This window comes from Pedobacter kyonggii (assembly GCF_004310665.1).
Lineage (GTDB): Bacteria > Bacteroidota > Bacteroidia > Sphingobacteriales > Sphingobacteriaceae > Pedobacter > Pedobacter kyonggii.
In genome coordinates this window covers 162,245-186,775 of the sequence record NZ_SIXF01000008.1, presented here as the reverse complement: position 1 = coordinate 186,775, position 24,531 = coordinate 162,245, and the positions used below count along the sequence as shown (strand labels likewise).

Annotated in this window: 22 protein-coding genes; 8 read left to right on the top strand and 14 right to left on the bottom strand. The window is 38.3% G+C overall.

Features of this window, described 5'->3' with window-relative positions:
- Positions 1–25: 25 nt before the first annotated feature.
- Positions 26–1,705: an energy-dependent translational throttle protein EttA gene (gene ettA / locus EYS08_RS11030; RefSeq protein WP_057932811.1), complete on the top strand. Its 1,680-nt coding sequence runs from the start codon at positions 26–28 to the stop codon at positions 1,703–1,705.
- Between the two features lie 154 nt (positions 1,706–1,859).
- Here the strand turns inward: ettA and EYS08_RS11025 are convergent, their stop codons facing one another.
- The 8 genes from EYS08_RS11025 to EYS08_RS10990 all read right to left on the bottom strand — a co-directional run bounded on the left by EYS08_RS11025 (position 1,860) and on the right by EYS08_RS10990 (position 8,782).
- Positions 1,860–2,243 (bottom strand): hypothetical protein, encoded by a 384-nt coding sequence (locus EYS08_RS11025; protein WP_131030078.1) that lies wholly within the window; start codon positions 2,241–2,243, stop codon positions 1,860–1,862.
- 19 nt (positions 2,244–2,262) lie between these two features.
- On the bottom strand, positions 2,263–2,610 hold the full coding sequence (locus EYS08_RS11020) for a hypothetical protein (RefSeq protein WP_131030077.1): 348 nt from the start codon (positions 2,608–2,610) through the stop codon (positions 2,263–2,265).
- A gap of 306 nt (positions 2,611–2,916) precedes the next feature.
- A complete protein-coding gene (locus EYS08_RS11015) occupies positions 2,917–3,168 on the bottom strand; it encodes a hypothetical protein (RefSeq protein ID WP_131030076.1) in 252 nt (83 codons plus the stop codon).
- A gap of 229 nt (positions 3,169–3,397) precedes the next feature.
- On the bottom strand, positions 3,398–4,132 hold the full coding sequence (locus EYS08_RS11010) for a GDSL-type esterase/lipase family protein (protein ID WP_131030075.1): 735 nt from the start codon (positions 4,130–4,132) through the stop codon (positions 3,398–3,400).
- A 45-nt stretch (positions 4,133–4,177) separates the two neighbouring features.
- On the bottom strand, positions 4,178–6,874 hold the full coding sequence (locus EYS08_RS11005) for an outer membrane beta-barrel protein (RefSeq protein ID WP_131030074.1): 2,697 nt from the start codon (positions 6,872–6,874) through the stop codon (positions 4,178–4,180).
- Complete coding sequence (locus EYS08_RS11000; protein ID WP_029274124.1) at positions 6,858–7,091, bottom strand: DUF1456 family protein; 234 nt, start codon at positions 7,089–7,091, stop codon at positions 6,858–6,860. The genes EYS08_RS11005 and EYS08_RS11000 overlap by 17 nt, the downstream gene beginning before the upstream one ends.
- 117 nt (positions 7,092–7,208) lie before the next feature.
- A complete protein-coding gene (locus EYS08_RS10995) occupies positions 7,209–8,513 on the bottom strand; it encodes a DEAD/DEAH box helicase (RefSeq protein ID WP_131030073.1) in 1,305 nt (434 codons plus the stop codon).
- A gap of 50 nt (positions 8,514–8,563) precedes the next feature.
- Complete coding sequence (locus EYS08_RS10990) at positions 8,564–8,782, bottom strand: hypothetical protein (RefSeq protein WP_131030072.1); 219 nt, start codon at positions 8,780–8,782, stop codon at positions 8,564–8,566.
- A gap of 237 nt (positions 8,783–9,019) precedes the next feature.
- Between EYS08_RS10990 and EYS08_RS10985 the strand changes: the two genes are divergently transcribed.
- Together EYS08_RS10985 and EYS08_RS10980 are read left to right on the top strand one after the other, a co-directional pair.
- Entirely contained in the window at positions 9,020–9,493 is a 474-nt protein-coding gene (locus tag EYS08_RS10985; protein ID WP_057932807.1) for a ribonuclease H-like YkuK family protein, read from the top strand.
- A gap of 247 nt (positions 9,494–9,740) precedes the next feature.
- Positions 9,741–10,208 (top strand): SRPBCC family protein, encoded by a 468-nt coding sequence (locus EYS08_RS10980; protein WP_244215927.1) that lies wholly within the window; start codon positions 9,741–9,743, stop codon positions 10,206–10,208.
- A 12-nt stretch (positions 10,209–10,220) separates the two neighbouring features.
- Here the strand turns inward: EYS08_RS10980 and EYS08_RS10975 are convergent, their stop codons facing one another.
- The 4 genes from EYS08_RS10975 to EYS08_RS10960 all read right to left on the bottom strand — a co-directional run bounded on the left by EYS08_RS10975 (position 10,221) and on the right by EYS08_RS10960 (position 14,659).
- Complete coding sequence (locus EYS08_RS10975) at positions 10,221–10,799, bottom strand: DUF4468 domain-containing protein (protein ID WP_131030071.1); 579 nt, start codon at positions 10,797–10,799, stop codon at positions 10,221–10,223.
- Between the two features lie 96 nt (positions 10,800–10,895).
- On the bottom strand, positions 10,896–11,921 hold the full coding sequence (locus EYS08_RS10970; RefSeq protein ID WP_131030070.1) for a porin: 1,026 nt from the start codon (positions 11,919–11,921) through the stop codon (positions 10,896–10,898).
- 37 nt (positions 11,922–11,958) lie between these two features.
- Complete coding sequence (locus EYS08_RS10965; RefSeq protein ID WP_131030069.1) at positions 11,959–13,365, bottom strand: ammonium transporter; 1,407 nt, start codon at positions 13,363–13,365, stop codon at positions 11,959–11,961.
- Between the two features lie 346 nt (positions 13,366–13,711).
- Positions 13,712–14,659, bottom strand: coding sequence for a TIGR01212 family radical SAM protein (locus tag EYS08_RS10960; protein ID WP_108198438.1), 948 nt, complete (start codon positions 14,657–14,659; stop codon positions 13,712–13,714).
- A 210-nt stretch (positions 14,660–14,869) separates the two neighbouring features.
- On the opposite strand from EYS08_RS10960, the gene EYS08_RS10955 reads away from it, so the two are divergent.
- Positions 14,870–15,085 carry a hypothetical protein gene (locus EYS08_RS10955; protein WP_131030068.1) on the top strand — a complete coding sequence of 72 codons (216 nt, stop codon included), beginning with the start codon at positions 14,870–14,872 and terminating at the stop codon, positions 15,083–15,085.
- Between the two features lie 164 nt (positions 15,086–15,249).
- Here EYS08_RS10955 and EYS08_RS10950 read toward each other — a convergent pair whose 3' ends face one another.
- Complete coding sequence (locus tag EYS08_RS10950; RefSeq protein WP_131030067.1) at positions 15,250–16,686, bottom strand: APC family permease; 1,437 nt, start codon at positions 16,684–16,686, stop codon at positions 15,250–15,252.
- Between the two features lie 278 nt (positions 16,687–16,964).
- Here EYS08_RS10950 and EYS08_RS10945 point away from each other — a divergent pair, with 278 nt between their 5' ends.
- The 4 genes from EYS08_RS10945 to EYS08_RS10930 all read left to right on the top strand — a co-directional run bounded on the left by EYS08_RS10945 (position 16,965) and on the right by EYS08_RS10930 (position 22,876).
- Positions 16,965–19,211: a sodium-translocating pyrophosphatase gene (locus EYS08_RS10945; protein WP_131030066.1), complete on the top strand. Its 2,247-nt coding sequence runs from the start codon at positions 16,965–16,967 to the stop codon at positions 19,209–19,211.
- A 131-nt stretch (positions 19,212–19,342) separates the two neighbouring features.
- Positions 19,343–20,800 carry an amino acid permease gene (locus EYS08_RS10940; RefSeq protein ID WP_131030065.1) on the top strand — a complete coding sequence of 486 codons (1,458 nt, stop codon included), beginning with the start codon at positions 19,343–19,345 and terminating at the stop codon, positions 20,798–20,800.
- Positions 20,801–20,898: 98 nt separating this feature from the next.
- Positions 20,899–22,230 (top strand): porin, encoded by a 1,332-nt coding sequence (locus tag EYS08_RS10935; RefSeq protein WP_131030102.1) that lies wholly within the window; start codon positions 20,899–20,901, stop codon positions 22,228–22,230.
- A gap of 79 nt (positions 22,231–22,309) precedes the next feature.
- Positions 22,310–22,876, top strand: a complete 567-nt coding sequence (locus tag EYS08_RS10930; RefSeq protein WP_086549389.1) for a MarC family protein — start codon at positions 22,310–22,312, stop codon at positions 22,874–22,876.
- A gap of 465 nt (positions 22,877–23,341) precedes the next feature.
- Here EYS08_RS10930 and EYS08_RS10925 read toward each other — a convergent pair whose 3' ends face one another.
- Complete coding sequence (locus EYS08_RS10925) at positions 23,342–24,511, bottom strand: RsmB/NOP family class I SAM-dependent RNA methyltransferase (RefSeq protein WP_131030064.1); 1,170 nt, start codon at positions 24,509–24,511, stop codon at positions 23,342–23,344.
- Between the last annotated feature and the right edge of the window lie 20 nt (positions 24,512–24,531).

Below are 24,531 nucleotides of genomic sequence, written 5' to 3'. Positions count from 1 at the left end.
ACTACTTAAAAAACAATACATTATAATGTCTGACGAAAAAATAATCTTTTCAATGGCAGGTGTAAATAAAATTTACCCTCCACAAAAACAGGTTTTAAAAAATATTTACCTTTCTTTCTTTTACGGAGCCAAAATCGGGGTTATCGGTTTAAATGGCTCTGGTAAGTCATCACTTTTAAAAATTATTGCCGGTTTAGATAAATCTTACCAGGGTGAAGTGGTTTTCTCACCAGGTTATTCGGTGGGTTATTTGGCGCAGGAGCCAATTTTGGATCCTGAAAAAACCGTTCGCGAGGTGGTTGAAGAAGGTGTTGCCGAAGTAACTGCTATTTTAAAAGAGTACGAAGAAGTAAATGAAGCTTTCGGCTTAGAGGAAAACTACTCTGATCCTGATGCCATGGATAAACTGATGGCCAGACAAGGCGAGCTTCAGGATAAAATTGATGCATTAGGCGCATGGGAAATCGATTCGAAACTGGAGAGAGCTATGGATGCCTTACGTTGTCCTGATCCTGATACTAAAATCGGTGTACTATCAGGCGGTGAGCGCCGTCGTGTGGCCATGTGCCGTTTATTGCTTCAACATCCTGATGTATTATTATTGGATGAGCCTACCAACCACTTGGATGCCGAAAGTATCGATTGGTTAGAGCAATTCTTACAAAATTACGAAGGAACCGTTATTGCAGTTACCCACGATAGGTATTTCTTAGATAACGTTGCCGGATGGATTTTAGAGTTAGACCGCGGTGAAGGTATTCCATGGAAAGGAAATTACAGCAGCTGGTTAGATCAAAAAGCAAAACGTTTATCGCAAGAAGAGAAAACAGAGAGCAAACGCCAGAAAACATTAGAGCGTGAGTTAGAATGGGTACGTATGGCACCAAAAGCACGTCATGCAAAATCTAAAGCACGTTTAGCCAATTACGATAAGTTAGCTTCAGAAGATGGTAGAGAAAGAGAAGATAAATTGGAGCTTTTCATTCCTGCAGGCCCTCGTTTGGGTAATGTGGTAATTGAAGCAACAAACGTTACCAAAGCATATGGCGACAAAGTATTGTTCGATAATTTAAACTTCTCTCTTCCGCCGGCAGGTATTGTGGGTATTATCGGTCCAAATGGTGCAGGTAAAACCACTTTGTTCCGTTTAATTACCGGACAGGAAGAAGCCGATGCTGGTACTTTCCGTGTAGGCGAAACCGTTGAGTTGGGTTATGTAGATCAGATGCACAATGATTTAGATGCCGATAAAACCGTCTATGAAAATATTACTGATGGATTGGACAATATCCAACTGGGTACTAAAGCCGTTAACGGACGTGCCTATGTTTCAAAGTTCAACTTTAATGGTGGCGATCAGCAGAAAAAAGTAGGCATCCTATCAGGAGGTGAACGTAACCGTGTACACTTGGCCATTACCTTGAAAAAAGGAGCCAATGTATTGCTATTGGATGAGCCAACCAACGATATCGACGTAAATACTTTGCGTGCACTGGAAGAAGCTTTAGAAAACTTTGGCGGTTGTGCAGTAGTAATCAGTCACGATAGGTGGTTCTTAGATAGGATCTGTACGCATATCCTTGCTTTTGAAGGTAACTCAGAAGTTTATTTCTTCGAAGGAAACTATTCAGATTATGAAGAAAACCGCAAAAAACGTTTGGGTGATGTTACGCCAAAACGCATCAGATATAAAAAATTGAATTAATTTAAAGTCCCGATTTTCATCGGGACTTTTTTGTTTTGAGGCGTAATTTTGAAATTATTTTTTAACGTCACCGTCATTCCCGCGCATACGGGAATCTTAAAGCTTACTGCATTACGATTCCCAATCTAGTTGGGAATGACGATCTCTCATAAATTTATGCTGGTTGAAATGGAGCAGGCCTCTGGTTTTCTTTCGCTTTGCGTTTCCCTCTAAAAAAAAAGTACAGGTTGATAAAGAGCATAATCCCGAGATAAACTGCAAAACCACCAATCTTGGCACTCAAAGCTTCAATTAAATGACGGTAATCATTAGCACTGACGGTAATCTTCATAATAAGCAGGGCAAAACCTATATTCAACAGGTAAAAACCTGTTTCGAAGAGTTTGTTCGTTGCGTTGGCAATCTCTTCCCTTCCTTTAAAAATATCCAACATATATACCTTACTGTTTTTGAACAGCGTTTTTGAAACATAAAAAGTTAAAAAAAGTGCAACTGGTAAATAAACTGCATAGCCGATTAAAATTTTTGTCGTTTCCATAATTGAAAATTTTAGATTGTTATTTTATTAATTTATGAATGGTATTGGTGAGCAAATAGATATTTAAATAATGAAGAACAGAGAGGATGCATACAATGGTGGCCACTTTTACAGCCATAACCTCGATTAATTGTTGCGGAGAAATGATCGTCTCCCAGCCTACCAATGTCATGGCGCAGTAGCCAATATTCACCAGATAATAAGAAACCAGCAATGATTTATTAATCTGCTGACAGAGATCCAAATGGTCGGGAATTAATTCGGCCACAAAGATATTTCCATTCCGGTAGCAGATTTTGCCAACCACTACAATGATGAATACGATAACCGTAATAAAGATGCCATAGCCGAGTATATTGTAATCCATAACCAACAGCTTTTAATTATTTAACTTTCAAGAAAAATTGAAAATATAGATTAAAAAAACAAGCCTCTTTTAAGACATTTTTAAATTGTTATATTCTTTTCCTTTCACGATGTAAAGCTAAACAAACATTATTAAACTTTCAAATATTATTGAAAGTTTATGAAAGCGAAGCGTAATGAGTTTCAAGGTATCGTCATTTTGAGTGGAGTGCAACGAAGTCGAGAAATCTTTGAGTATATATTTGTTTATAGATCTCTCCATTTCGCTGCGCTTCTGCCGAGATGACGAACTTTCTAAAAGGACTATTTAGTCACAGATTTGCAGAAAACTGGGAATACCCTCACCCTTTGTCACCCTGAGGGATAATTTATTATATAAAAATCTATATGAGTGACGTTTAATTGATTTCGTTTGCCCTAAGGCAAGGTCTTGCCTCGGCTCGCCGCCGAAGGGCTCTTTCTTTTTGGCATCAAAAAGACCAGCATAGCTAGCTTGAATGCCGTTGAAAACATAAAAGCCCATGAAAAAACAAAAAATGCCGGCTGAAAATTTATTCATTTGTATTATAGTTTTCAGCTGCATTCATGAGGGTTTCGCCGTTTTCTTTTGAAGTCAGTTGTACAGCCAGAACAGTGCAGCCCGAAAAATTTGTTAGGCCGGATTTAAGTAGAACGGGGATACAGTGCTATGGCCCAGCTAGATTGAAATCCAAAATCGATTAAAATACTGCTTAATAGCGACTTGCAAAATAACGTCAATGATAGTGGAGTCGAAAGGGTTTTATCGATTAATGCCGATTCCTCAATGCTTTTTTGATCGCAACTTCTGTTACATCTTCCATTATTTTATAACCAGCCAGGTTTGGGTGAACGCCATCAACCGTTAATTCGGCACGCTGCCCTTTTCGTTCATCTACCAGCGGTGTCCAATAATCTAAAATGGTGTAATTTCTTTCTTTGGAGTAGGCCACAATTTTTTCATTTAAATTCACAATGCTATCGGCTGCTTTAATGCGCTTATTCCATGGATATTCGTAAACAGGCAAGTATTTACAGAGTATCACTTTAATGTGATGCAACCTCGCCAGTTCTGCCATCGATTTAATGTTATCCATAATCTTGTCGTTGGTAACATGGCCTGTATTGCCGGCTATATCATTACTCCCCGCTAAAATGATCACTACCTTAGGTTTAAGGTTAATTACATCCTGCCTGAAACGGATGAGCAGTTGTGGCGAAATCTGTCCGCTTATCCCCCTATCCAGATAAGGTTTATCTTTAAAATATTCGGGATCTTTTTGCTTCCAGAATTCGAATATCGAACTTCCTAAAAAAACAACTCTTTTTTCTTTTCTGGTTGGTGGCGGTAAAAGTTCATTTTCTTTCTGGTACTTGCTCAGCGCAGCCCAGTCATCAGCAAAATTCTCTTTTTTAGGTTTATTACTTAACGAATCTGTCTTCAGCTGTGCAAATGAACTGCTTGCTAAGACCGATAAAAAAAAGATTAGGGTTTTACTTTTCATAGAATATTCAATTAGAAACAAAACGCTAAACTAACTAATTCCGGATTAATTAAATTCTACTCCGCTTAAATTTACATTCGCTTTGTTTCTTTTATTTCCAAACTGGCTGAGGTTATAACCTAATGTTGCCTGCACAAAGCGGCTGATAAACCGTGTTCTGTTTTCGGAGATGGAATTATTGGTAATACTGGTGCTAAAAAGTGCTCCCTGATTAAACAGATCGTTCGCCTGGAGAGAAAAAAGGAGTTTATTGTCCTTTAAGAAAGAAGTATTCAACCCCATGTTCACCAATAATGGGTTGCCGGCATATAGGTTATAGCCAAAATTTAAACTTTTAGAGGCCGATGCATTTACCCTAAACCGGTTATTTGGAATCCAACTGGCACTGCCACTTAAAGCCAAAACCTGTATATTTTTAATATTCTGGTTCATTACAGCGTAAGTGTTTGAACTAAAGCTATATGATACACTGGTATTAAAAGAATATTTTTTCTCATTCAGGTTAAACCTAAAAGCATTCGAAACGTTAATTCCACTACTCCGGTTTAATACATTTTCGGTATAAAAAACATTGTGGTTATAGGCAACATTTCCATTAATGGAGAGCGACAGTTTATTGGTCATTAACCGTTTATTGAGCGAGTAATTCCCCCCAACATTATAAACACCATTTACATTCTCGTAGGTAGTTTGCTGCTTCAAGCTGTTCAGTGTATCCCGAAGAAAAACCGTATTGCTTACAACACTATTAAAAGCAAAAGTTCCTGATAAGCCTGCCATAATACTCAATCCCGATTTGAGGTCAAATTGATTATAGCTAAAATCGGCAGTATGGCTCGAAGTTGCTTTCAGATCTGGATTACCGATAATCAGATTCTGTACATCGTTATTGTTTTTAATGGGTTGTAGTTTATTAAAATCGGGCGAACTGGTGTAACCATTATAGCCAAAACTCAAATTCCCATTATCTTTAATCTGATAACTTAAATTGGCAGATGGCGAAAAGTTTAACTGATAGTTTTTTAGCTCTTGCCCTGTGTTCTGGTATTTACCGATAATAATGCTGGGCGAAAAATTAAGCCCTAAATTATAACTGATCCGCTTCGCATTGGTATTAAAACCAATACTAAAATTCTGATTGATAAAATTTGATACATAATCCTGCCCCAGCGAATCAACAACAAAACTGTTCCCCAACGGATTGGTAACCGTTGTAGTTTGCAAATTGCGGCTCCTGTTAACCGAAAAGCGGTAAGACAGGTTAATAAAACTATATCCTGTACTGTCGTTTGGCTTTTTTAATGAATTGGAAAATTGGAAATTGCCCCCAAAATTGGAGTTCGAGGTATTATTATCAACTAATCTGTTCAGTAAAGAATCTTTAACCAGTACGTTGGTGGTTTCGTTGTAGTACCTTATATTATCATTAATTGTACTGTTTGAGTTTCCTTCGCTTGTGCCGAAATTAAATCCCATAGATAACGACCGCTTATTATTGGCCAACCGCCTAGACCAATTGATACTTCCATTAACATTAGGATTACTGTTCCGTGAACCCGAATTAGACAATAGATCCTGTTTGATAAACCCTGTTTTATTGGAAGTAGAAAACGCATCGTTACGGGTATTGGCCAAAGCCCCGTTAAGCGAAATATTAAAATAATTCTTCTTTGTGGCTCCATTTAAACCGAGGTTGATGTTATTGTTTAGCGATCTGGAATTGTTGGTACTTTCTCTTAAATCGAATATTGTTCCCTGCGGATTAAACGTTTCGAGGTAATTACTCTGAATAGATTTATTAACTCCATTACTAAAATGATAGCCGCCATTAAAGCTAAATTCCTTCGAAATTTTGTCTCTGATATTACCATTTACACCTCCATTGTTCATTTTGGCAAACTCATTATTCGTAATCCCATAACGGCTTCCAAAACCAATTTGCTTCGTTTTTTTCCATATACTACCGTTCCCGCCTAAATTATGTGCGTTATTGGTGGCAGAACTCATATTTACTCCGCCAAAAACACCTTTATCCATGCCAGGTTTAGTAACCAAGTTCAACATTTTTTGTGGCGTACCCACTTTTATACCTGTAAAATTGGCCTCATCACCGTAATCCTCAATCACCTGTAGTTTAGCAATAATATCGGCGGGTAGCTGCCTGATGTAATCTTCTACATTACTGGTAAAAAAATCTTCGCCATTTACCCGCAACTTGGTCATTTTTTTTCCCATGGCGGTAACAGCACCTTTTTCGTCAACCTCAATGCCTTGCAGTTGTTTTAACAGATCTTCCACTTTATCGTTTTCTCTTACGGCGTAGGCCGCAGCGTTATACTCGATAGTATCTTTCTTGATCTTAATGGGGTCTACTTTTATTTTAACCTCCACATCTTCGAGGCGGATCGTTTCCATCTTGAGCATAATGGGTTCTAAAACGGAGTTTTTTTTCGAAGATTCGATTTCGTAAATAGAAGCAAACGGCCTGTAGCCCAATGCAGTAATGGTAAGGTAGAATTTATTTCGGGTTACTTTTGCGAATGCAAAGTTTCCCTTCGCATCAGAAGTTGAGCGCAAGGTATCTTTATCAGTAATTAATCGGATACTTACGCCCTCAACAGGCTTTTTCAAAGAATCGATTACATTACCACTTATTTTAAACTGAGACTGAGAGAGAGCGTTAAAAGAAAGTGTGATCAGTATAAAAAATATTAAAAAGCATAAATTATTGCTTTTTTTCATCCCTCGGACCTCTTTTATAAATCACAAGACCATTTAAAAAATTACGCAGAATCTGATCGCCGCAAGGTTTAAAATTCTCATGGTCTTCATTTCTGAAAATATCACCCAGCTCCGCCTTGGTTACCTTAAACCCAACGAGGTCGCAAATGGTTATAATATCCTCTGTTTTTAATGATAAGGCTACCCTTAGTTTTTTTAATATATCGTTGTTACTCATCTTTAATGTTTGAATTGTAGAAGAATTGGATTAGTGAATGTTGTAAGTTGCATTGTTTGAAAGTTAAAATGTTGCAAAACGTTCAGACTTCGGACTCCAGACTGCTGACTTATCGAACTAACTCGCTACTTCTAATTTAAGTTTTTTTCCTTTAATTTTTTCGCCGCTTAATGCTTTCAATAATTTTTCTACTTTGCTTCTTTTAACCGCCACATAACTGGTCGTATCTTTAACTTCTATCAGGCCAAGATCTTCTTTTGTTAAATTACCTTTTTGCAAAAATAAACCTACAATATCAATTTTGTTAATTTTATCTTTCTTACCATGTGCAATGTATAAAGTTACCCAATCGCTGGCTTCTGGTAATTTATACTTTTCAGATAAGACTTCCTCCTCAATATCATCTGGTAAATATTTATAGTGCTCTTCTGTAGTCAAAATGGCATAAGCGGTTCCTTTAGCGTGCATCCTTGCCGTTCTACCATTGCGATGGATATAAGCATCTTCAGTATAGGGCAATTGATAATGCACAATATGTTCCACCTCAGGAATGTCGAGACCACGGGCAGCGAGATCAGTTGTGATTAAAATCCGATGGCTACCATTTCTAAATTTAAGTAATGCTTTTTCTCGATCGAACTGTTCCATCCCACCATGAAAAACATCGTGACCTAAACCATTTTCGAAAAGTAAATCACTTATCCGATCTACTGTTTCCCTATGGTTACAGAAAACCAATGTATTTTTACTACCTATTTTACTCAATAATCTGAAAAGGTAATCTAACTTATCGGCTGCAGGTGCAGTTATTTTTTTAAGCTTTAGATCTGGTTTTGCCTCGACATTTTTTGAAAAATCGACTGCAACAGGCATATTCAACTTTACAAAAGCCGGAATTTCTTCCATTTTGGTAGCAGAGGTAAGTATACGTTGTTTTAGCGAAAGCAGCGAGCCAATGATGTAAGACATGTCTTGCTCAAAGCCAAACTCCAGCGCTTTATCAAATTCATCTAAAACTAAGGTTTCAATAAAAGATTCGTCAAAGTTTTGATGCTCTAAATGGTAAGCTATCCGACCAGGTGTTCCGATCAGGACGGCAGGTGGATGCGCAAGATTATTTTTTTCTATCCGTACGGCATGGCCACCGTAACAGCAGTTTACTTTAAATGAAGTACCCATTTGTTTAAAAACCTGCTCTATCTGTAAGGCAAGTTCTCTCGACGGAACCAAAACCAAGGCCTGCACCCCTTTTACTCCGGTTTTTAGGTTGGAAAGTAATGGCAATAAAAAGGCCAGCGTTTTCCCTGAACCCGTCGGCGCAATCAATATTACATCTTTACCAGTCTTGGCTGCTTTTACAGAAGACTCCTGCATCTCATTGAGTGCAGTAATATTTAATTTTTTTAAGGCATTTTCTATCATTCCGCCATAAAGGTAATCATTTCTCTTTACGCCCAGAACTACAGCCTTAGTTACGGCTTGAAAAATCTTTTTCTAAGTTTCCGCAGGGTAGAAAAGTTTAATCTTTTCTCGAGCAACATTAACATGTTGCCACGTTTAGACATTGATGACAGCACTTTTTCGTTAACGGCATCAACCGAAGATAAGATCTTGTCAGCCAGTTCATCTGCAAATTTATTCGCTCTGCTATTTTGTAATAACTGGAGCTCTTGAATTAATTCTGCTCTCATAATTAAGAATTTTTAATGAATGTACAAATATTAACGGACCGAATAATAATTTGTTTCAACAAATAATAAGTTCATCTAAACTATTATCACTAACTTGTTGATAACTAACTTTTTGTTAGCAAATAAACAATCTAACCTTAACACATATTTAATTTTTAGCACTTATTTTTATAAAAACCTGATTACCATTCGTCCCAAAGGGATTCCTTTGGAATTAACCTCAAAAAACACAAATGTATGACGTGGAAAAAATTTAGTGGTGAAATTATTCAATCTTCAATCCTCGAAGAAGTAGAAAACGCGATTATCAGAGAAAGTCAAAACGGCTTTAAGCTTAAAGTTTGCATCGGTACCGATTCGCAGGTAAAAGGCGCAGTAACCGATTTTGCAACAGTAATTGTGCTGTTAAGAGAACATCATGGCGGTTTTATGTATATCCACCAGGAAAAAAGCACACAACAGGTAAGCATTAAAGAAAGAATGTTGATGGAAGTACAAAAGTCTATCGAAACAGCTTATTCCATTTGCGATTTACTTGATATTTATGATGTAGCGCTTGAAGTACATGCCGATATCAACACCAGTCCATCGTTTAAATCGAACAAAGCGCTTAATGATGCCATGGGTTATATTTTAAGTATGGGCTTTATCTTTAAAGCTAAACCAGAAGCATTTGCCAGTTCTACCTGTGCCGATAAAATGGTGCATTAGGCAGGAAGTCCGAAAGTCTGGGGTGAGAAGCCAGTTACCCTCATTTCCGGCACGGCCAAGAAATCTGCAATTTAGGTTATCGTAGATTACTGTAGTTGGCAGTTTTTTTATTGCATTCCAGTAGGGATGATGAATATCTTTACGCCCAACTCTGCGATCTCTGCGCCTTCATTCTGCGAACTTTGCGGTTAAACCTAAACTATCCTCAACAAAACTGCATCTTTGTTGTTGTGCTTTAAAAAAGATCTTGAAAACCTACAGATTAGAATTTACTCAAAAACTCCCCGTTGATCTGGATATCGCATGGGATTTTTTCTCTTCACCAATGAACCTGGCTGAAATTACACCACAAGATATGACCTTTGATGTAACCTCACCAAATATGGTCAATGCTAAAATGTATCCCGGCCTGATCATCACCTACGAGATTTCGCCCTTGTTCGGTATTAAATTAAACTGGGTAACGGAGATCACGCACGTTAAGGATAAGGAATATTTTATCGATGAGCAACGATTTGGGCCTTTTGCATTTTGGCATCACCAGCATCATTTCGAAAAAGCAGACGGTGGTGTAGTAATGCACGATACTTTGCATTACAGTATTGGCTGGGGACCAATTGGCGCAATGGCAAATGCCTTGATCGTAAATAATAAAATCAATGAAATTTTTAACTTCCGCTATCAGAAAGTAGAAGAATTGTTTGGTAAATTTTAGGCTGAACTACAATTACCATTTTTTAGTAGAAATGGTTTCAGCTTTCTTTTTGGTTTTCTCTACCCTATTGGTGGCCAAATATTTTTTGAACTCATCGCCAAATTTTTCAATTTTGTTATAGGCACTATTTAAAATATCCTTCCATGCGCCAGCACCCAATTTACCAGGTGTACGCTCTAAAGGCACACCAATTTTTGTAGTTGGCACAAAATTCCCATAACGATCTCTCTGGTACGGGATATACAGCATATCCGTTAACCAAAACCTATATTTCCCGTTACGTGCCTCAAAAACGAAACTATAACTTACTTCTCCACTTGGATGGCCCGCCACTAAAATTGTTTTATCAATTACCATCGTTCCTTTGGCTAAAACAGAAGAGTCGGTATTACTTTCCTGAATCATCGATTTTTTATAAGCAACATTAACGAAAGATTTGGCTCTTTGTAGTAAAGTATCTTTGCTTATCAATTGCGAATCTACCACCTGATAATAAATAAATTTACCGTTATCATCCTTAGAAAACTGTTTCTGCTGCGCGGATAATTTAATTGAAAAAAGAGCAAGAATAATAAAAAGAAGATGTTTCATTTGAAATCGGTTAACAGGCAAATCTAATTATTTAAAGGTACAAAAAAGCCGTCCCTATTTACATCGGGACGGCTTAATATTAACAATTTTATTTTCTTAAAAAGCGTAAACAGCTGCTAAAGAGAACTGGCCACCATTTGGTGCCGCAGCTCCACCTGCTTTAAAGAATGGTTTATCACTGTTGTGGTCTAATCTTACTTCTGGTATAAAGGTTAAACCACCAGATTTAATGTTTGCAGTAAGCGTTACTGCAGTAAAAGCAGTAGCCGGAACTGCACCTGCGGCTTTAAATTTAAAGTACTCACCTCTTAAACCTAAAGTTACTGCATCCAATACAGCAAATTGAGGGTATAATGCTGCGCCTGCGTAACTTCCCGGAACCGAACTATCTTTGATATCATAATTGGCTGCATTTAAACCCAATTTAAATTTCTCTGTAATTTGATATGAAGTGGTTAAATCGATAATCGTTCCATACCCGCCAAAACCAGCTCCTGATAAGGCGTTGATGTAAGCGGTCCAGCCTTCAACAGGAGCAACCATTAATTGGCCACCGATAGCCGAAACACCTCTCGAAGCAGAATAAACATTCCAATCGTTAAATAAACCAGCCATTAAACTTACTTTATCGCTGAATTTATAAGTGGCTTTAATTCCCGCATTTTGGAATGGACCATTGGTAAACAGGTATGAAGTAGAATAGTTAAAGTTTCCAACTGGAGAGATTACCTCATACCCAATGAATGTACCCATGTAACCTGCTGTCATACTAAACTGATCGGTAAAATCGTAGTTAACATATAAGTTTTGAATATTAAAAGACGAACCTCCGGCTGCCGCATCAGGAATAGATTGCGATTGTCCTCTCGGGCCAAAAGAAAGCTCTCCAACAAATGAGGCCTTACCTGTTTTTTTCTTTAAAGCAATATCAATCATACCTAACGATACTGAGTTGTGATCAGTTACGAAAGATGTTTTTCCATTTAATGGATTTTTAGCAAAATCATATTTAAAGTACGTATCTACCGACCCTGAAATTTCAAGTGGTGATGTAGTGGTCTCTTGAGCCAGGGCACACGTAATGCTGGCCATTGCAAAAATAGCGGTTAAAAGTTTCTTCATGTTTGAGCTTATTTTGGGTTTAGATATTATAAAATCCTTAAGAAATTGGTTCTGTTAATGGACTGTTTTTTTCGATATAGATCGCTCTTTCTTCAACCAATAAGGTACCTTGAGAGTATTTCTCATCGTGTTGAGATGCATCAAGGCCCATTTCTTCTTCTTCATCTGATACCCTGATTGGGTTAATAAGATTTACCAGTTTGAAAATTACGAATGATACAACGAAACTGAATATAATTACAATTACCGCACCTTTTAATTGTGTTACAAAGAACTCCGGGTTGCCATAAAACAAACCATCAGCACCAGCAGCATTTACCGTTTTAGTAGCGAAAACACCGGTTAACAACATACCAACGATACCACCAACACCATGACAAGGGAAAACATCTAATGTATCATCTAAGCTGGTTTTTTGTTTCCAAGAAACCACAAGGTTTGAGATAACCGCGGCAATAGCACCAATAAATATACTTGATGAAATGCTTACAAAACCTGCACCTGGCGTAATGGCTACCAAACCAACTACTGCACCGATACAAAAACCTAAAACTGAAGGTTTTTTACCTCTTGCAACATCAAAGAACATCCACGATAAACCTGCAGCACCAGCAGCGGTATTTGTAGTTAAAAATGCAGAAACAGCTAAACTACCTGCACTTAATGCAGAACCTGCATTAAAACCGAACCAACCGAACCATAATAAACCAGTACCAATTAATACATAAGGAATATTTGCAGGTGGAACTTCTTTATGCTCTAAGTGAGATTTTCTACGTTTTAGAACCAATGCACCAGCCAATGCAGCCATACCAGCAGAAATATGAACTACGGTACCTCCAGCAAAATCCAATACCCCCATTTTTAACAAGAAACCTTGTGGGTGCCATGTCCAATGGGCTAACGGAGAATAAACGAATACTGCGAATAAAACAATAAATAAGATGTATGAGGTAAAACGGATACGCTCTGCTACGGCACCTACTACTAAACCTGGAGTAATAATGGCGAACATTAATTGAAACACAGCAAATAAAGATAGCGGAATGGTTAAGTCTGCACCTCCCTGAAGATGAGGTGCGCCAGAGTTCACGCCTTTAAAGAAAAGGAATGTTGAAGGGTTTCCAATAAAACCACCAATGGTGTCTCCAAAGGCTAAACTAAAACCTACTACTGTCCATAAAACTGTAATTACTCCTGCAGCTACCACACTTTTGATCATGGTGGATAGTACATTTTTACGATGAACCATTCCACCATAAAAGAATGCAAGGCCCGGAGTCATTAAAAACACAAGCGCAGCTGCGATTAATATGAATGCAATGTCAGGCCCACTATACTTGCCTTCGTCAAAATTAGGAAGAAGTGGAATAAATAGAGCGAAAATTGCGACAATCATCAATATCGCAAAAGGCGCGTACTGTTTAAAGGAGAATTTACTCATAGTTTTTAGTTTAATTTGTTTGTACTGTTTAAATAATTGAAATATGCTTGATTTATTTTTCTAAAAATACGACATATTGTAGTTTTTACACCATTTAATTGAAATATTTTAATAAAAACGAGTGATTTTTATAAAAAAACACAAAAATTAACCTTAAAAATAAAAATAACAAAAAATACAGGGGATTTTAATACAAGTTTTTAATAAAAACAAAATCACATATTAACCATCATTTACACGATTTTACCTGAAATTTATAAAAAATTGATCAAAAAAAGCGAACTATAACAGAAAAACCCATGAAATTTCATGGGTTTTTAAAAAAATTGTTAAATAATTTAACTTTTTAAGAAAAATAAGCAGATCCTTGAACCACCCCTCTTTTTTCAATTTCTTTATCCATATAGGTTTGAATTGCGGATTTGTTAAGTCCCCAGTTAGGCGCAATCAACAAATCCCAATCCGAAATACCAAAAAGCCGCTGAATAACAATATCCGGACGTAATAAAGGGATTAACTCGCAAAGTAAGTCGGTATATTCTTCGAGAGAGAACAATTTAAAGGGTTCCTTTTTATACTTAGCGCCCATTATAGATCCTTCTACAACATGAAGGTGATGGAACTTTACAAACTTGATTTGCGGGAAACGGTTAATTTCATGAATATAGCCGTGCATCTGCTCGCGTGTTTCCCAGGGGAAGCCAAAAATGGTATGCACGCACAGATCGAGCTTACTATCTTTTAAAAGTTCTACAGCAGCGACAAATTCGCCATGACTGCAACCTCTGTTGATCTGATCGAGGGTTTCATCATAGATAGATTCCATGCCCATTTCTAAATCTACATCGAAGCGGTCGGTATAACTTTCTAATAAAGCCACCTTTTCAGCATCGATACAATCAGGCCTTGTACCTACTGCAAAACCCACAATATCTTCTGTATTGATAGATAAAGCTTCATCGTACATCATCTTTAAATAATGTACCGGCGCATAAGTATTGGTATTGGGCTGAAAATAAACAATATACTTATCGGCTTTATAAGAGGTTTTTGCCCTTAACATGCCTTCGGCAAGCTGATCTTTAATATTTGGATTTTTACGTGAAGGCTCTGGTGTAAAAGAATCTACATTACAATACGTACATCCACCATAACCTTTGCTCCCATCACGGTTGGGGCAGGTAAAACCACCATCTACAATCACTTTAAATACACGCTGCCCTTTATACTTTTCGCGCAAATGCGTGCCGTAATTTTTATATCCCTTTATACCTGAATCTACAAGTGTTCCCATTAATTGCAAAAATACGGTTTTTGTTCGAAACGAGTGATTAGGCAGGAGAGATTTGAGATATCAGACAGGAGATGTGAGATTGGGCGTACAATTGGGGTTTAGGGTTTAGGGTTTAGGGTTTAGGGTTTAGGGAAAACAAGTCGCAACTCACCAAGCTTAAAATATAGTTTAACCATTTTTTAAGAAAAGCAAAACCTGTGGTTCTTTACAATGTTAGTCCCGCCACATGCTCATACGCCTGCAGGCCTTACACACAGGCCGGTATCCGCCATGTCGGGTTTAGATCACTCCGTTTCCTGCATAGCTTTAAGTGAGCTAAACCCTGTAGCAGCGGGCACGATCCCGATTTTTTCTATCGGGAGAAGTAAAGCGGATAACGGGACTTTCGGAACCGAAATGCACAGAAGCTTCCTTTTCAAAATCTAAAAACGGGACCTGAGAGACTAGATATGAGATTTGAGAAGCAAAAAAAACCTCGCAAGGTTTAAAGACCTGCGAGTTTCGTAGTAGATTATTCATCTGGCACCGTCATCCTGAACTTGTTTCAGGATCTATTCTATCATTAAGATGCTAGTTTAATCAGGTTAGCTTTACTGCTCTTTTTTATTAATAAAAAAGTAGACAGGCACACCCAACAAAACAATCACAAGTCCTGGCCAGGTATATTGTTGTTTATAAATGAGCAGCAAAATGCAAAATGCCGCACCAATTAATAAATAAATAATTGGCGTAACTGGATATAACCAGGTTTTGTAAGGTCTTTCAAGTTTAGGTTGTTTTATCCTTAAATAAATCACACCAAATACGGTGATCATATAAAAGAGCACAATAACAAAGGATATCATGTCTAAAAGATTACCATATTGCCCACTTAAACATAAAGCAGATGCCCAAATGCCCTGCATCCAAAGTGATCTTTCAGGAACTCCATTTTTATTGTTTTTTAATGCTGCTTTAAAAAACATTCCATCTTTTGCCATGGTTTGAAAAACCCTTGCACCTGCCAATACGATTCCATTAACACAACCGAAAGTAGAAATCATAACCAACAATGCAATTACAATTGTGCCGATTCCACTACCAAAAATCTGTTCCGAAGCTGCAACAGCAACCCGATCATTGAGGGCAAAGGCAATACTATCTCTGTTTAAGGTATTGAGATAGATAAAATTGACCAATAAATAAAGAATCATCACTGCCGAGGTACCTAAAACCATAGAACGTACTACATTTTTTTTAGGGTTTTCGATTTCTCCCGAAACAAAAGTTACGTTTTCCCAGGCCACACTAGAAAATACTGAACCAACCATGGCCGCTGCAATCCCCCCCATTATTGCCATTCCGGAAATGGATTCCCATCCCGATTTCAAGAAATTGCCGGTCGGATCTGTTTTAAGATTATTGAAAGCATCCCAGCCAAAGCTCATATTCCCTGCCCAAAAACTGTTTTTCACCAGAAGAAAGCCTAAAATAATTAAGCCGATTAAAGCGACAATTTTAGACCCAGTAAAAATATTCTGCAAAATTTTACCACCTTCAACACCTTTTGTATTAATATAGGTTAAAAGCAGAATCACACCGATGGCTAAAATCTGGATCCAGGTAATTTTATAACCGCCGCTTTGAAAAATTGGGGCAGCGTCGTTTAAAGCTGGTATTAGATAGGCTGTAAATTTACCAAAAGCAACAGCAACAGCTGCAATAGTGCCGGTTTGAATTACGGTAAACAAGCCCCAACCGTAAAGAAACCCCATCATTTTGCCGAAAATCTCTTTCAGGTAAGTGTATTGCCCACCGGCTTTGGGAAACATGGAAGAAAGTTCTCCATAAGAAATTGCGGCGGCAACTGTCATCACCCCGGTGATCAACCAAACCACAATCAACCAATAACCAGAACCCAAATTCCGCATGATATCGGCACTAACAATAAAGATCCCGCTTCCGATCATTGAACCCATTACCAGCATGGTGGCATCAAAAAGGCTTAATTTTCTTTTAGAAGGCCCACCTTCCTTTTCAATTTTCATTTTAGTTGAGTTTAGTTTGGGAGCTAATTTATTTAAAAAAAAGAAAATAGGATGCTGTTCTGTTGTATTATTTTAAGGAGGAAAAATTTATTCGCCTCTGTTGTGAAAATTTTAATCACAAGAAAAATAATTTATTAACTTGCTACTTATAAGTACGTAGTTTGGAGAAAAGCGTTTGGCGCTGAGCGTTTGACAGATTAAACAATTAACCGATTTAAACAGTTAACCAATTACACAACAGTATAAATAACTAACCAAATATAAATCAATTATTAACTATGGATTTTTTACAAAACAATTTAATTTACTGTATTCCGGCGCTGGGCCTTGTCGGGATTATAGTTATGATGATTAAAAGCGCCTGGGTAAACAAGCAAGATGCAGGTGATAAAAACATGCAGGAACTTGCGGGCTATATAGCCGATGGTGCTATGGCCTTTTTAAAAGCCGAATGGAGGGTATTAAGCATTTTCGCTGTTTTTACAGCAGCACTTTTAGCGTACTCCGGAACAATTACCGAAATTAAAGGGGTACCTATGCATTCGAGCTGGATTATCTCTATCTCTTTTATTATTGGAGCAGTATTTTCTGCAACTGCAGGTTATATCGGAATGAAATCGGCCACAAAAGCGAATGTTAGAACCACACAGGCTGCTAGAACAAGTTTAAAACAAGCATTAAAAGTTTCGTTTACTGGCGGTACCGTGATGGGCTTAGGCGTAGCTGGTCTTGCTGTTTTAGGTTTAGGCGGTTTATTTATTGTTTTTTTACAGGTATTTCATGTAACAAGCGCCAATAGTGTAGAAATGAGAACTGCTATTGAGGTTTTAACCGGATTTTCTTTGGGTGCCGAATCTATTGCCTTATTTGCCCGTGTAGGTGGTGGTATTTATACCAAAGCTGCTGATGTTGGTGCCGATTTAGTGGGTAAAGTAGAAGCCGGAATTCCGGAAGATGATGTGCGTAACCCAGCAACCATTGCCGATAACGTAGGCGATAACGTTGGTGATGTTGCAGGTATGGGTGCCGATTTATTCGGTTCTTATGTAGCAACCATATTGGCCACCATGGTTTTAGGACAAGAAATTACCGTAACAGATAAATTTGGGGGCATGTCTCCTATCCTTTTGCCTATGGTAATCTGCGGATTGGGTATTTTATTCTCGATTATAGGTACCTGGTTTGTAACCATTAAAGATGATAAATCAAATGTCCAAACGGCTTTAAACCTGGGTAACTGGTCTTCAATTTTGATTACAGCAGTAGCTTCATTCTTTATCGTAAAATGGATGCTGCCAGAAACATTAAACTTACGTGGTTATGAATTCTCCAGTATAAACGTATTTTACGCCATTATTGTTGGTTTAGTTGTGGGTACCATTATGAGTATTGTTACCGAATATTTTACCGCAATGGGCAAAGGCCCTGTAAATTCTATTATCCAGCAATCATCAACCGGACATGCTACCAATATTATTGCAGGTTTAGCTGTCGGAATGAAATCGACTGTTATTCCGATTTTGGTTTTAGCAGGAGGGATTATGTTATCGTACCACTTTGCGGGCCTATATGGCGTAGCCATTGCAGCAGCAGGCATGATGGCCACTACGGCTATGCAATTGGCAATTGATGCTTTCGGACCAATTGCGGATAATGCAGGTGGCATTGCCGAAATGAGTCAGTTACCGCCAGAAGTACGCGAACGTACCGATAATTTAGACGCCGTTGGAAATACAACCGCTGCTACCGGTAAAGGATTTGCCATTGCATCTGCAGCCTTAACCTCTTTAGCATTATTTGCTGCTTTTGTAGGTATTGCAGGTATAACCGCGATAGATATTTATAAAGCGCCGGTTTTAGCCGGATTATTTGTTGGTGGAATGATTCCTTTTATTTTCTCGGCCCTTTGCATCCAGGCGGTGGGTAAAGCGGCAATGGATATGGTTCAGGAAGTTCGTCGCCAGTTTAGGGAAATCCCTGGCATTATGGAGTACAAAGCCAAACCAGAATACGAAAAATGTGTAGCCATTTCAACCAAAGCATCTATCCGCGAAATGATGATGCCTGGCGCTATCGCCTTAATCACGCCAATAATTATTGGTTTTACTTTTGGTCCTGAAGTTTTAGGTGGATTATTGGCCGGTGTAACCGTTACCGGTGTATTGATGGGGATTTTTCAAAGCAACGCAGGTGGCGCATGGGATAACGCCAAAAAATCTTTCGAACAAGGTGTAATGATCAATGGAGAAATGCACTACAAAAAATCAGAACCACACAAGGCTTCGGTAACCGGAGATACTGTAGGCGATCCTTTTAAAGATACTTCGGGCCCTTCAATGAACATTTTAATCAAATTAATGTCTATTGTTTCACTAGTTATCGCTCCATACATCGCAGTTAAGGCAATTGCCAGCGAACATAAGCAAGAAGTTCGAAAAGAAATCAGAATTGAGCAAAAAACCGATAGTTTGGGCAACGTAATTACGGATACTTTAACAAATACGACCGACACTTTAAGGCGTTAGTTCTAAAATCACAGATATAATACAACTGAAAGGGGGATTTTAACAAAATCCCTTTTTCTTTTTGGTAATTTTTATTTAGGTTTACCGCTTATTATCATAAAAATCAACAAACATAAAAGACTAAACAACTTATGAATCTAAAAAAGCCTATTGATGTGCTTATAGCAGAATCTGCTGAAAGCGGTGAAGGCACGCTGAAACGGACACTAAGTAGTACAAGCCTTGTTGCATTGGGCATTGGAGCTATTATTGGTGCGGGCTTATTCTCTTTAACAGGTATTGCTGCAGCCGACCACGCTGGACCTGCTGTAACCTTATCATTTGTATTGGCAGCTGTAGGCTGTGCTTTTGCAGGATTATGTTATGCAGAATTTGCATCTATGATTCCTGTTGCAGGAAGTGCTTATACCTATTCTTATGCAACCATGGGCGAGTTCATGGCATGGGTTATCGGTTGGGATCTGGTTCTGGAATATGCTTTAGGGGCCGCAACAGTTGGTGTTTCATGGTCTGGATATTTTAATAAACTATTGCACGAGTTTGGCCTCGAAATGCCGCTCTACTTAACCAAATCATTTGCAGAAGTAGATGGTGGCGGAATTAATCTACCTGCTGTAGTAATTGTTTCTCTACTTTCATTGATGTTAATCCGCGGTACAAAAGAATCTGCAAGCCTTAACAACGTTTTAGTAATTGTAAAAGTAGCTGTAGTAATCATTTTCATTGCATTGGGATGGAAATTCATCAACCCAGCAAACCACACCCCTTACATTCCGGCAAACACTGGTGTTAAAGGAGAGTTCGGTATTTCTGGTATTGCTGCAGGTGCAGCACTGGTATTCTTTGCGTTTATCGGTTTCGATGCCGTTTCTACAGCGGCTCAGGAAGCAAAAAACCCACAAAAAGGCATGCCAATCGGTATCTTAGGCTCGTTGGTTGTTTGTACTATACTATATGTTTTATTTGCTCACGTAATGACTGGTTTAGTGCCTTTCAGCGTTTTTAAAGGTGATGCTTCTCCAGCTGCTACAGCATTTAAAGTTACAGGTTATGGCTGGTTACAAATGGGTTTAATTATTGCAATTTTAGCGGGTTACACCTCTGTAATATTGGTAATGTTGATGGGACAATCAAGAGTATTTTATACCATGTCTAAAGATGGATTATTACCTAAATTTTTCAGCAGTATCCACTCTAAGTTCAGGACGCCTTTCAAAACCAACATATTTTTCATGCTGTTTGTAAGCGTATTTGCAGGTTTCGTTCCCGTTACAGATTTGGGCCATATGGTATCCATAGGTACGTTATTCGCTTTCTCACTGGTATGTATCGGTGTAATGTTATTGCGCAAAACCGATCCAGACAGGCCTCGCCCATTCAAAACACCATTGGTGCCTTTCGTTCCAATTATGGGTGTGATCGTTTGCGTTTATTTGATGTCATCATTACCTCTTGAAGCATGGATCAGATTAGCCATTTGGATGGCGCTGGGCATAGCGATTTATTTCTTTTATGGTAAAGGAAATTCAGTATTAAGAAACAAAGGAAAAGTGGTTGGCGCAGTAGATCCGCCAAAACCCGAGTTATAATATCTAAATCATAAAAAAATTAAAGCCCCGACCAAAAGTTGGGGCTTTTTTACGTTAAATAATTGTTAATAAAACTACCTTTGCAAAAAATCGATAACATGTACCGCTATTTTGCCAAATTTAAGATCGTTTATTTCTACTTGACTGTTGTTTTGCTATTCATTTCTGCTACAGGATATGCGCAGAGAACAATTAACGATGTAATGGATTCTACAACGGTAAACCATTTGCTCATTATCTCTAAGAAATATGGTTCATTATCTTTTAGCGGATACCTGCAGCCTCAATTCCAGGTTGCGCAAGCAAATGGTGCACAAGCAGAATATCAGGGCGGAAACTTTGGCGAGTTTACCAATAATCGGTTTAGGTTAAGAAGAGGTCGTTTAAGGGCAGATTATATGATGTTAACGGATGAAGGCAGTCCTTCTACTTATTTTGTACTCCAGTTTGATGGTACGGAGCAGGGTGTAGCGATAAGGGATTTTTGGGGACGTTATTACGAAAATAAATGGAAAATACTGGCGGTTACTTTAGGGCTTTCGGGCCGCCCGTTTGGGAACGAACTGCAATTATCTTCTTCGGTAAGGGAAGCACCGGAGCGCGGCCGGATGTCGCAGATTTTAATGAAAACAGAACGCGATTTGGGGGTTACTTTCACCTTAAACCCTCGGTGGAAAGATGCCAGACTTAAAAACTTTGTATTCGATTTTGGCATTTACAACGGCCAGGGCTTAGCTGGGCCTGGAGAATTTGACAACAGTAAAGATTTTATTTTCAGGTTAAGCCATAAAACTTATGCATTTAATAAATTTACCATTGCCGGCGGTATAAGCACACTACAAGGTGGGTTAAATCACCGCTTGCCCGTAAGTTATAAGATGGACAGAATCAACGACCAATGGAGAATGATGAAGGATTCGTCGGCCAATACCATCAACAAGGTTGCCCCACGGAGATATTATGGCGCCGATATTCAGCTGGCCACAAAAACCAAGAGCTGGAAATCTGAGCTGAGGGCAGAAGTAATATCAGGCTTACAAACAGGCACTTCAACAACATCAAACACACCGGGCTCTTATCCTGTTGATAGCAAATCGGTAGCGCTACCCTATTATACCAGAACTTTTAATGGTGCATACCTTACGTTTGTACAAACCTTAAACAGCACCGATAACCAGCTAATTTTAAAATACGATCGATACGATCCAAACGCAAAAGTAAAAGGGCTTGATATTTCCAGCGACCAGGGGCTATCTCCTGCCGATGTTCGTTTTGATACTTTTGGCTTTGGTTTTTTACACCACTTTAACCCACATTTTAAAGCAGTGCTTTATTATGATATCATTAAAAACGAATCGACCCAGATTCAGGGCTATACTGCTGATAGAAAAGATAATGTGCTTACGGTAAGAACACAGTTCTATTTCTAATAAATAATGGTACAATTAAGGAATTGATACAAATTCCGCTACCTTTACTTAAAATTGCGCTGCTATGAAATTCGATTTTATGACGTTCAACTTAAGCCAGATCCTATCCACAACGATGGTGCTCTTCGCTATTATCGATATTTTGGGTGCCATTCCCGTTGTAATCGAATTACGTAGAAAAGCAGGTCATATCGAATCAGAAAAAGCATCGCTTGTGGCTGCAGGCTTAATGATCCTTTTTTTGTTTGTTGGAGAATCGCTGTTAAAAGTAATCGGACTAGATGTAGAATCTTTTGCCATTGCGGGTTCATTTGTAATCTTTTTTATTGCCATGGAAATGGTATTGGGATTAACCATTTTTAAAGAAGAAGCTCCTGAAACAGTTTCTATTGTTCCATTGGCCTTCCCTTTAATTGCCGGAGCGGGTACAATGACCACTTTGCTGTCGTTAAAAACTGAGTACCATACCCAGAATATATTGGTGGGTATTATACTCAATATGTTGTTTGTATACTTTGTATTGAAAAATACCAACAGGCTGGAAAAACTTTTCGGAAAATCGGGTTTGAACATCTTACGTAAAGCCTTTGGGGTAATTTTATTGGCTATTGCGATTAAATTATTCAGGAATAATACAGGGCTTTAGGGATCATTTCAAAGATTCGTCACCCTGACCTGTAGCGCAGCGGAAAGCTACGCAGTAAATTTATTTCAGGGTCCAATAAGCAAAAAAGATGCTGACTACGAAGTAGCTATTAGGCCTTTAAAAATAATAAAGACGACTAATAAAACAAGTTCAGCAAGACGACGAACATAGGAAAGTATTCATCAAAATGACAGTCCTACAATCAATCTGTAACAATAATTGCGTATATTCATCTAAACATAAAGCTTACATTATGAACAGCTTTGAAGAATATACCTTAATTATTGGAGCAATAGCCGTTTTAATTGAAGCGGTGAAATACTTCAAAAAGAATTTCAAATCCTGGTTTGAACATACGTAGGTTTGTTGTAAAACTTTCGTTCTTAAAGTGGGCGTCATGCTGAACTTGTTTCAGCATCTATATACTAAGACCCTGAAATAAATTCAGGGTGACGAACCGAGTGATTAATCCTGGCTTTTCTTAATCAACCTCGCCACAAACATCGTATCGGCATTGTTTTCATAACCCTTTATCAGTTCCATTTTTTCCAACTCTAATGGCAACTGATCAATCATATGTCGAACAACGGCTTCATTTTCTTCGGCAAAGGCAGAGCAGGTAATGTAAATTAAGGGCTTACCCGGCTTTAAATACTTTACAATATTTTGGACAATCCCCTTCTGGATGCCGGCAAATTGATTAATTTTCCGTTCTTCGAAAAATGCAAGCATTTCGGGTGTTCTCCCCCACGTACCTGATCCTGTGCAGGGCGCATCCAAAATGATCCCATCAAATTGGTAGTGGTGTAAAACCTGATCGTTGTTCTGTAAAAGGTCCAATTCCTTTTTATGGTACTTTTTGATCCCCGCTAAGCGGAAACGTTCATCTAAATTTAAAAGCACACTTTCTCTCAGATCAGAAACCAGAAGTTCGATCACAGGCTCCAAACTATGCAACAGCAGCGTTTTCCCGCCAGATGCCGCACAGCAATCCCACCATTTGTCCCATTTGTTCGGTTTAAAATAATTGCCCGTATGCTGAGAAGATAAATCCTGAACCTGATAACTGCCTTCTTTTAAAACGGTTTCAAGCTTGGTTCCATTGGGCAAAGCCAAAGCGGTGTCAGAAATCGCTTTAACCGTAACGTTTTCATCTTCTAATTTTGCAACAATAGCTGCAGATTCTTCAGTTGCCACTCTAATAAACAGATCTGGCTGTTTAAAGAATGAGGTATAAAAAGCTTTTCGGTCTAATCCATCAGATAGATTTGCGTGAAAAGGATATACCTCCTGCAGGTCAAAATCCGGATACTTAGTTTTAATGATGTATAGTTTTTCCTCCAGTGGCAGTGTAATACTTGCTTTTAATTCTGACAGATTTTTCTCTACAACAAGGCTAAGCGTATCGTGGCACAAAAAATCAGCAATGCTCAAACGTTCTTCCTGTGGAAGCGCCAATAAAGCCTTACCTAATCTAAAAAAGCTATAGATATGCCGTGTAGCCCATCTCCTATCGGATGAACCCATTTGCTTATGCTGCTTAAAATAGCTTGGCAGAAAACGATGCAAGGGCAAACTCCCATCATAATTACTTAAAATCTGTTCAAAGGCTCTTAACTGATGATCTGCTCTCATGCAATAATTAAAATGGAAGA

Coding starts and splice junctions, on each gene's coding strand:
- ettA (WP_057932811.1), top strand. CDS start 26: ATGTCTGACGAAAAAATAATCTTTTCAATGGCAGGTGTAAATAAAATT.
- EYS08_RS11025 (WP_131030078.1), bottom strand. CDS start 2,243: ATGGAAACGACAAAAATTTTAATCGGCTATGCAGTTTATTTACCAGTT.
- EYS08_RS11020 (WP_131030077.1), bottom strand. CDS start 2,610: ATGGATTACAATATACTCGGCTATGGCATCTTTATTACGGTTATCGTA.
- EYS08_RS11015 (WP_131030076.1), bottom strand. CDS start 3,168: ATGAATAAATTTTCAGCCGGCATTTTTTGTTTTTTCATGGGCTTTTAT.
- EYS08_RS11010 (WP_131030075.1), bottom strand. CDS start 4,132: ATGAAAAGTAAAACCCTAATCTTTTTTTTATCGGTCTTAGCAAGCAGT.
- EYS08_RS11005 (WP_131030074.1), bottom strand. CDS start 6,874: ATGAAAAAAAGCAATAATTTATGCTTTTTAATATTTTTTATACTGATC.
- EYS08_RS11000 (WP_029274124.1), bottom strand. CDS start 7,091: ATGAGTAACAACGATATATTAAAAAAACTAAGGGTAGCCTTATCATTA.
- EYS08_RS10995 (WP_131030073.1), bottom strand. CDS start 8,513: ATGATAGAAAATGCCTTAAAAAAATTAAATATTACTGCACTCAATGAG.
- EYS08_RS10990 (WP_131030072.1), bottom strand. CDS start 8,782: ATGAGAGCAGAATTAATTCAAGAGCTCCAGTTATTACAAAATAGCAGA.
- EYS08_RS10985 (WP_057932807.1), top strand. CDS start 9,020: ATGACGTGGAAAAAATTTAGTGGTGAAATTATTCAATCTTCAATCCTC.
- EYS08_RS10975 (WP_131030071.1), bottom strand. CDS start 10,799: ATGAAACATCTTCTTTTTATTATTCTTGCTCTTTTTTCAATTAAATTA.
- EYS08_RS10970 (WP_131030070.1), bottom strand. CDS start 11,921: ATGAAGAAACTTTTAACCGCTATTTTTGCAATGGCCAGCATTACGTGT.
- EYS08_RS10965 (WP_131030069.1), bottom strand. CDS start 13,365: ATGAGTAAATTCTCCTTTAAACAGTACGCGCCTTTTGCGATATTGATG.
- EYS08_RS10960 (WP_108198438.1), bottom strand. CDS start 14,659: ATGGGAACACTTGTAGATTCAGGTATAAAGGGATATAAAAATTACGGC.
- EYS08_RS10955 (WP_131030068.1), top strand. CDS start 14,870: ATGTTAGTCCCGCCACATGCTCATACGCCTGCAGGCCTTACACACAGG.
- EYS08_RS10950 (WP_131030067.1), bottom strand. CDS start 16,686: ATGAAAATTGAAAAGGAAGGTGGGCCTTCTAAAAGAAAATTAAGCCTT.
- EYS08_RS10945 (WP_131030066.1), top strand. CDS start 16,965: ATGGATTTTTTACAAAACAATTTAATTTACTGTATTCCGGCGCTGGGC.
- EYS08_RS10940 (WP_131030065.1), top strand. CDS start 19,343: ATGAATCTAAAAAAGCCTATTGATGTGCTTATAGCAGAATCTGCTGAA.
- EYS08_RS10935 (WP_131030102.1), top strand. CDS start 20,899: ATGTACCGCTATTTTGCCAAATTTAAGATCGTTTATTTCTACTTGACT.
- EYS08_RS10930 (WP_086549389.1), top strand. CDS start 22,310: ATGACGTTCAACTTAAGCCAGATCCTATCCACAACGATGGTGCTCTTC.
- EYS08_RS10925 (WP_131030064.1), bottom strand. CDS start 24,511: ATGAGAGCAGATCATCAGTTAAGAGCCTTTGAACAGATTTTAAGTAAT.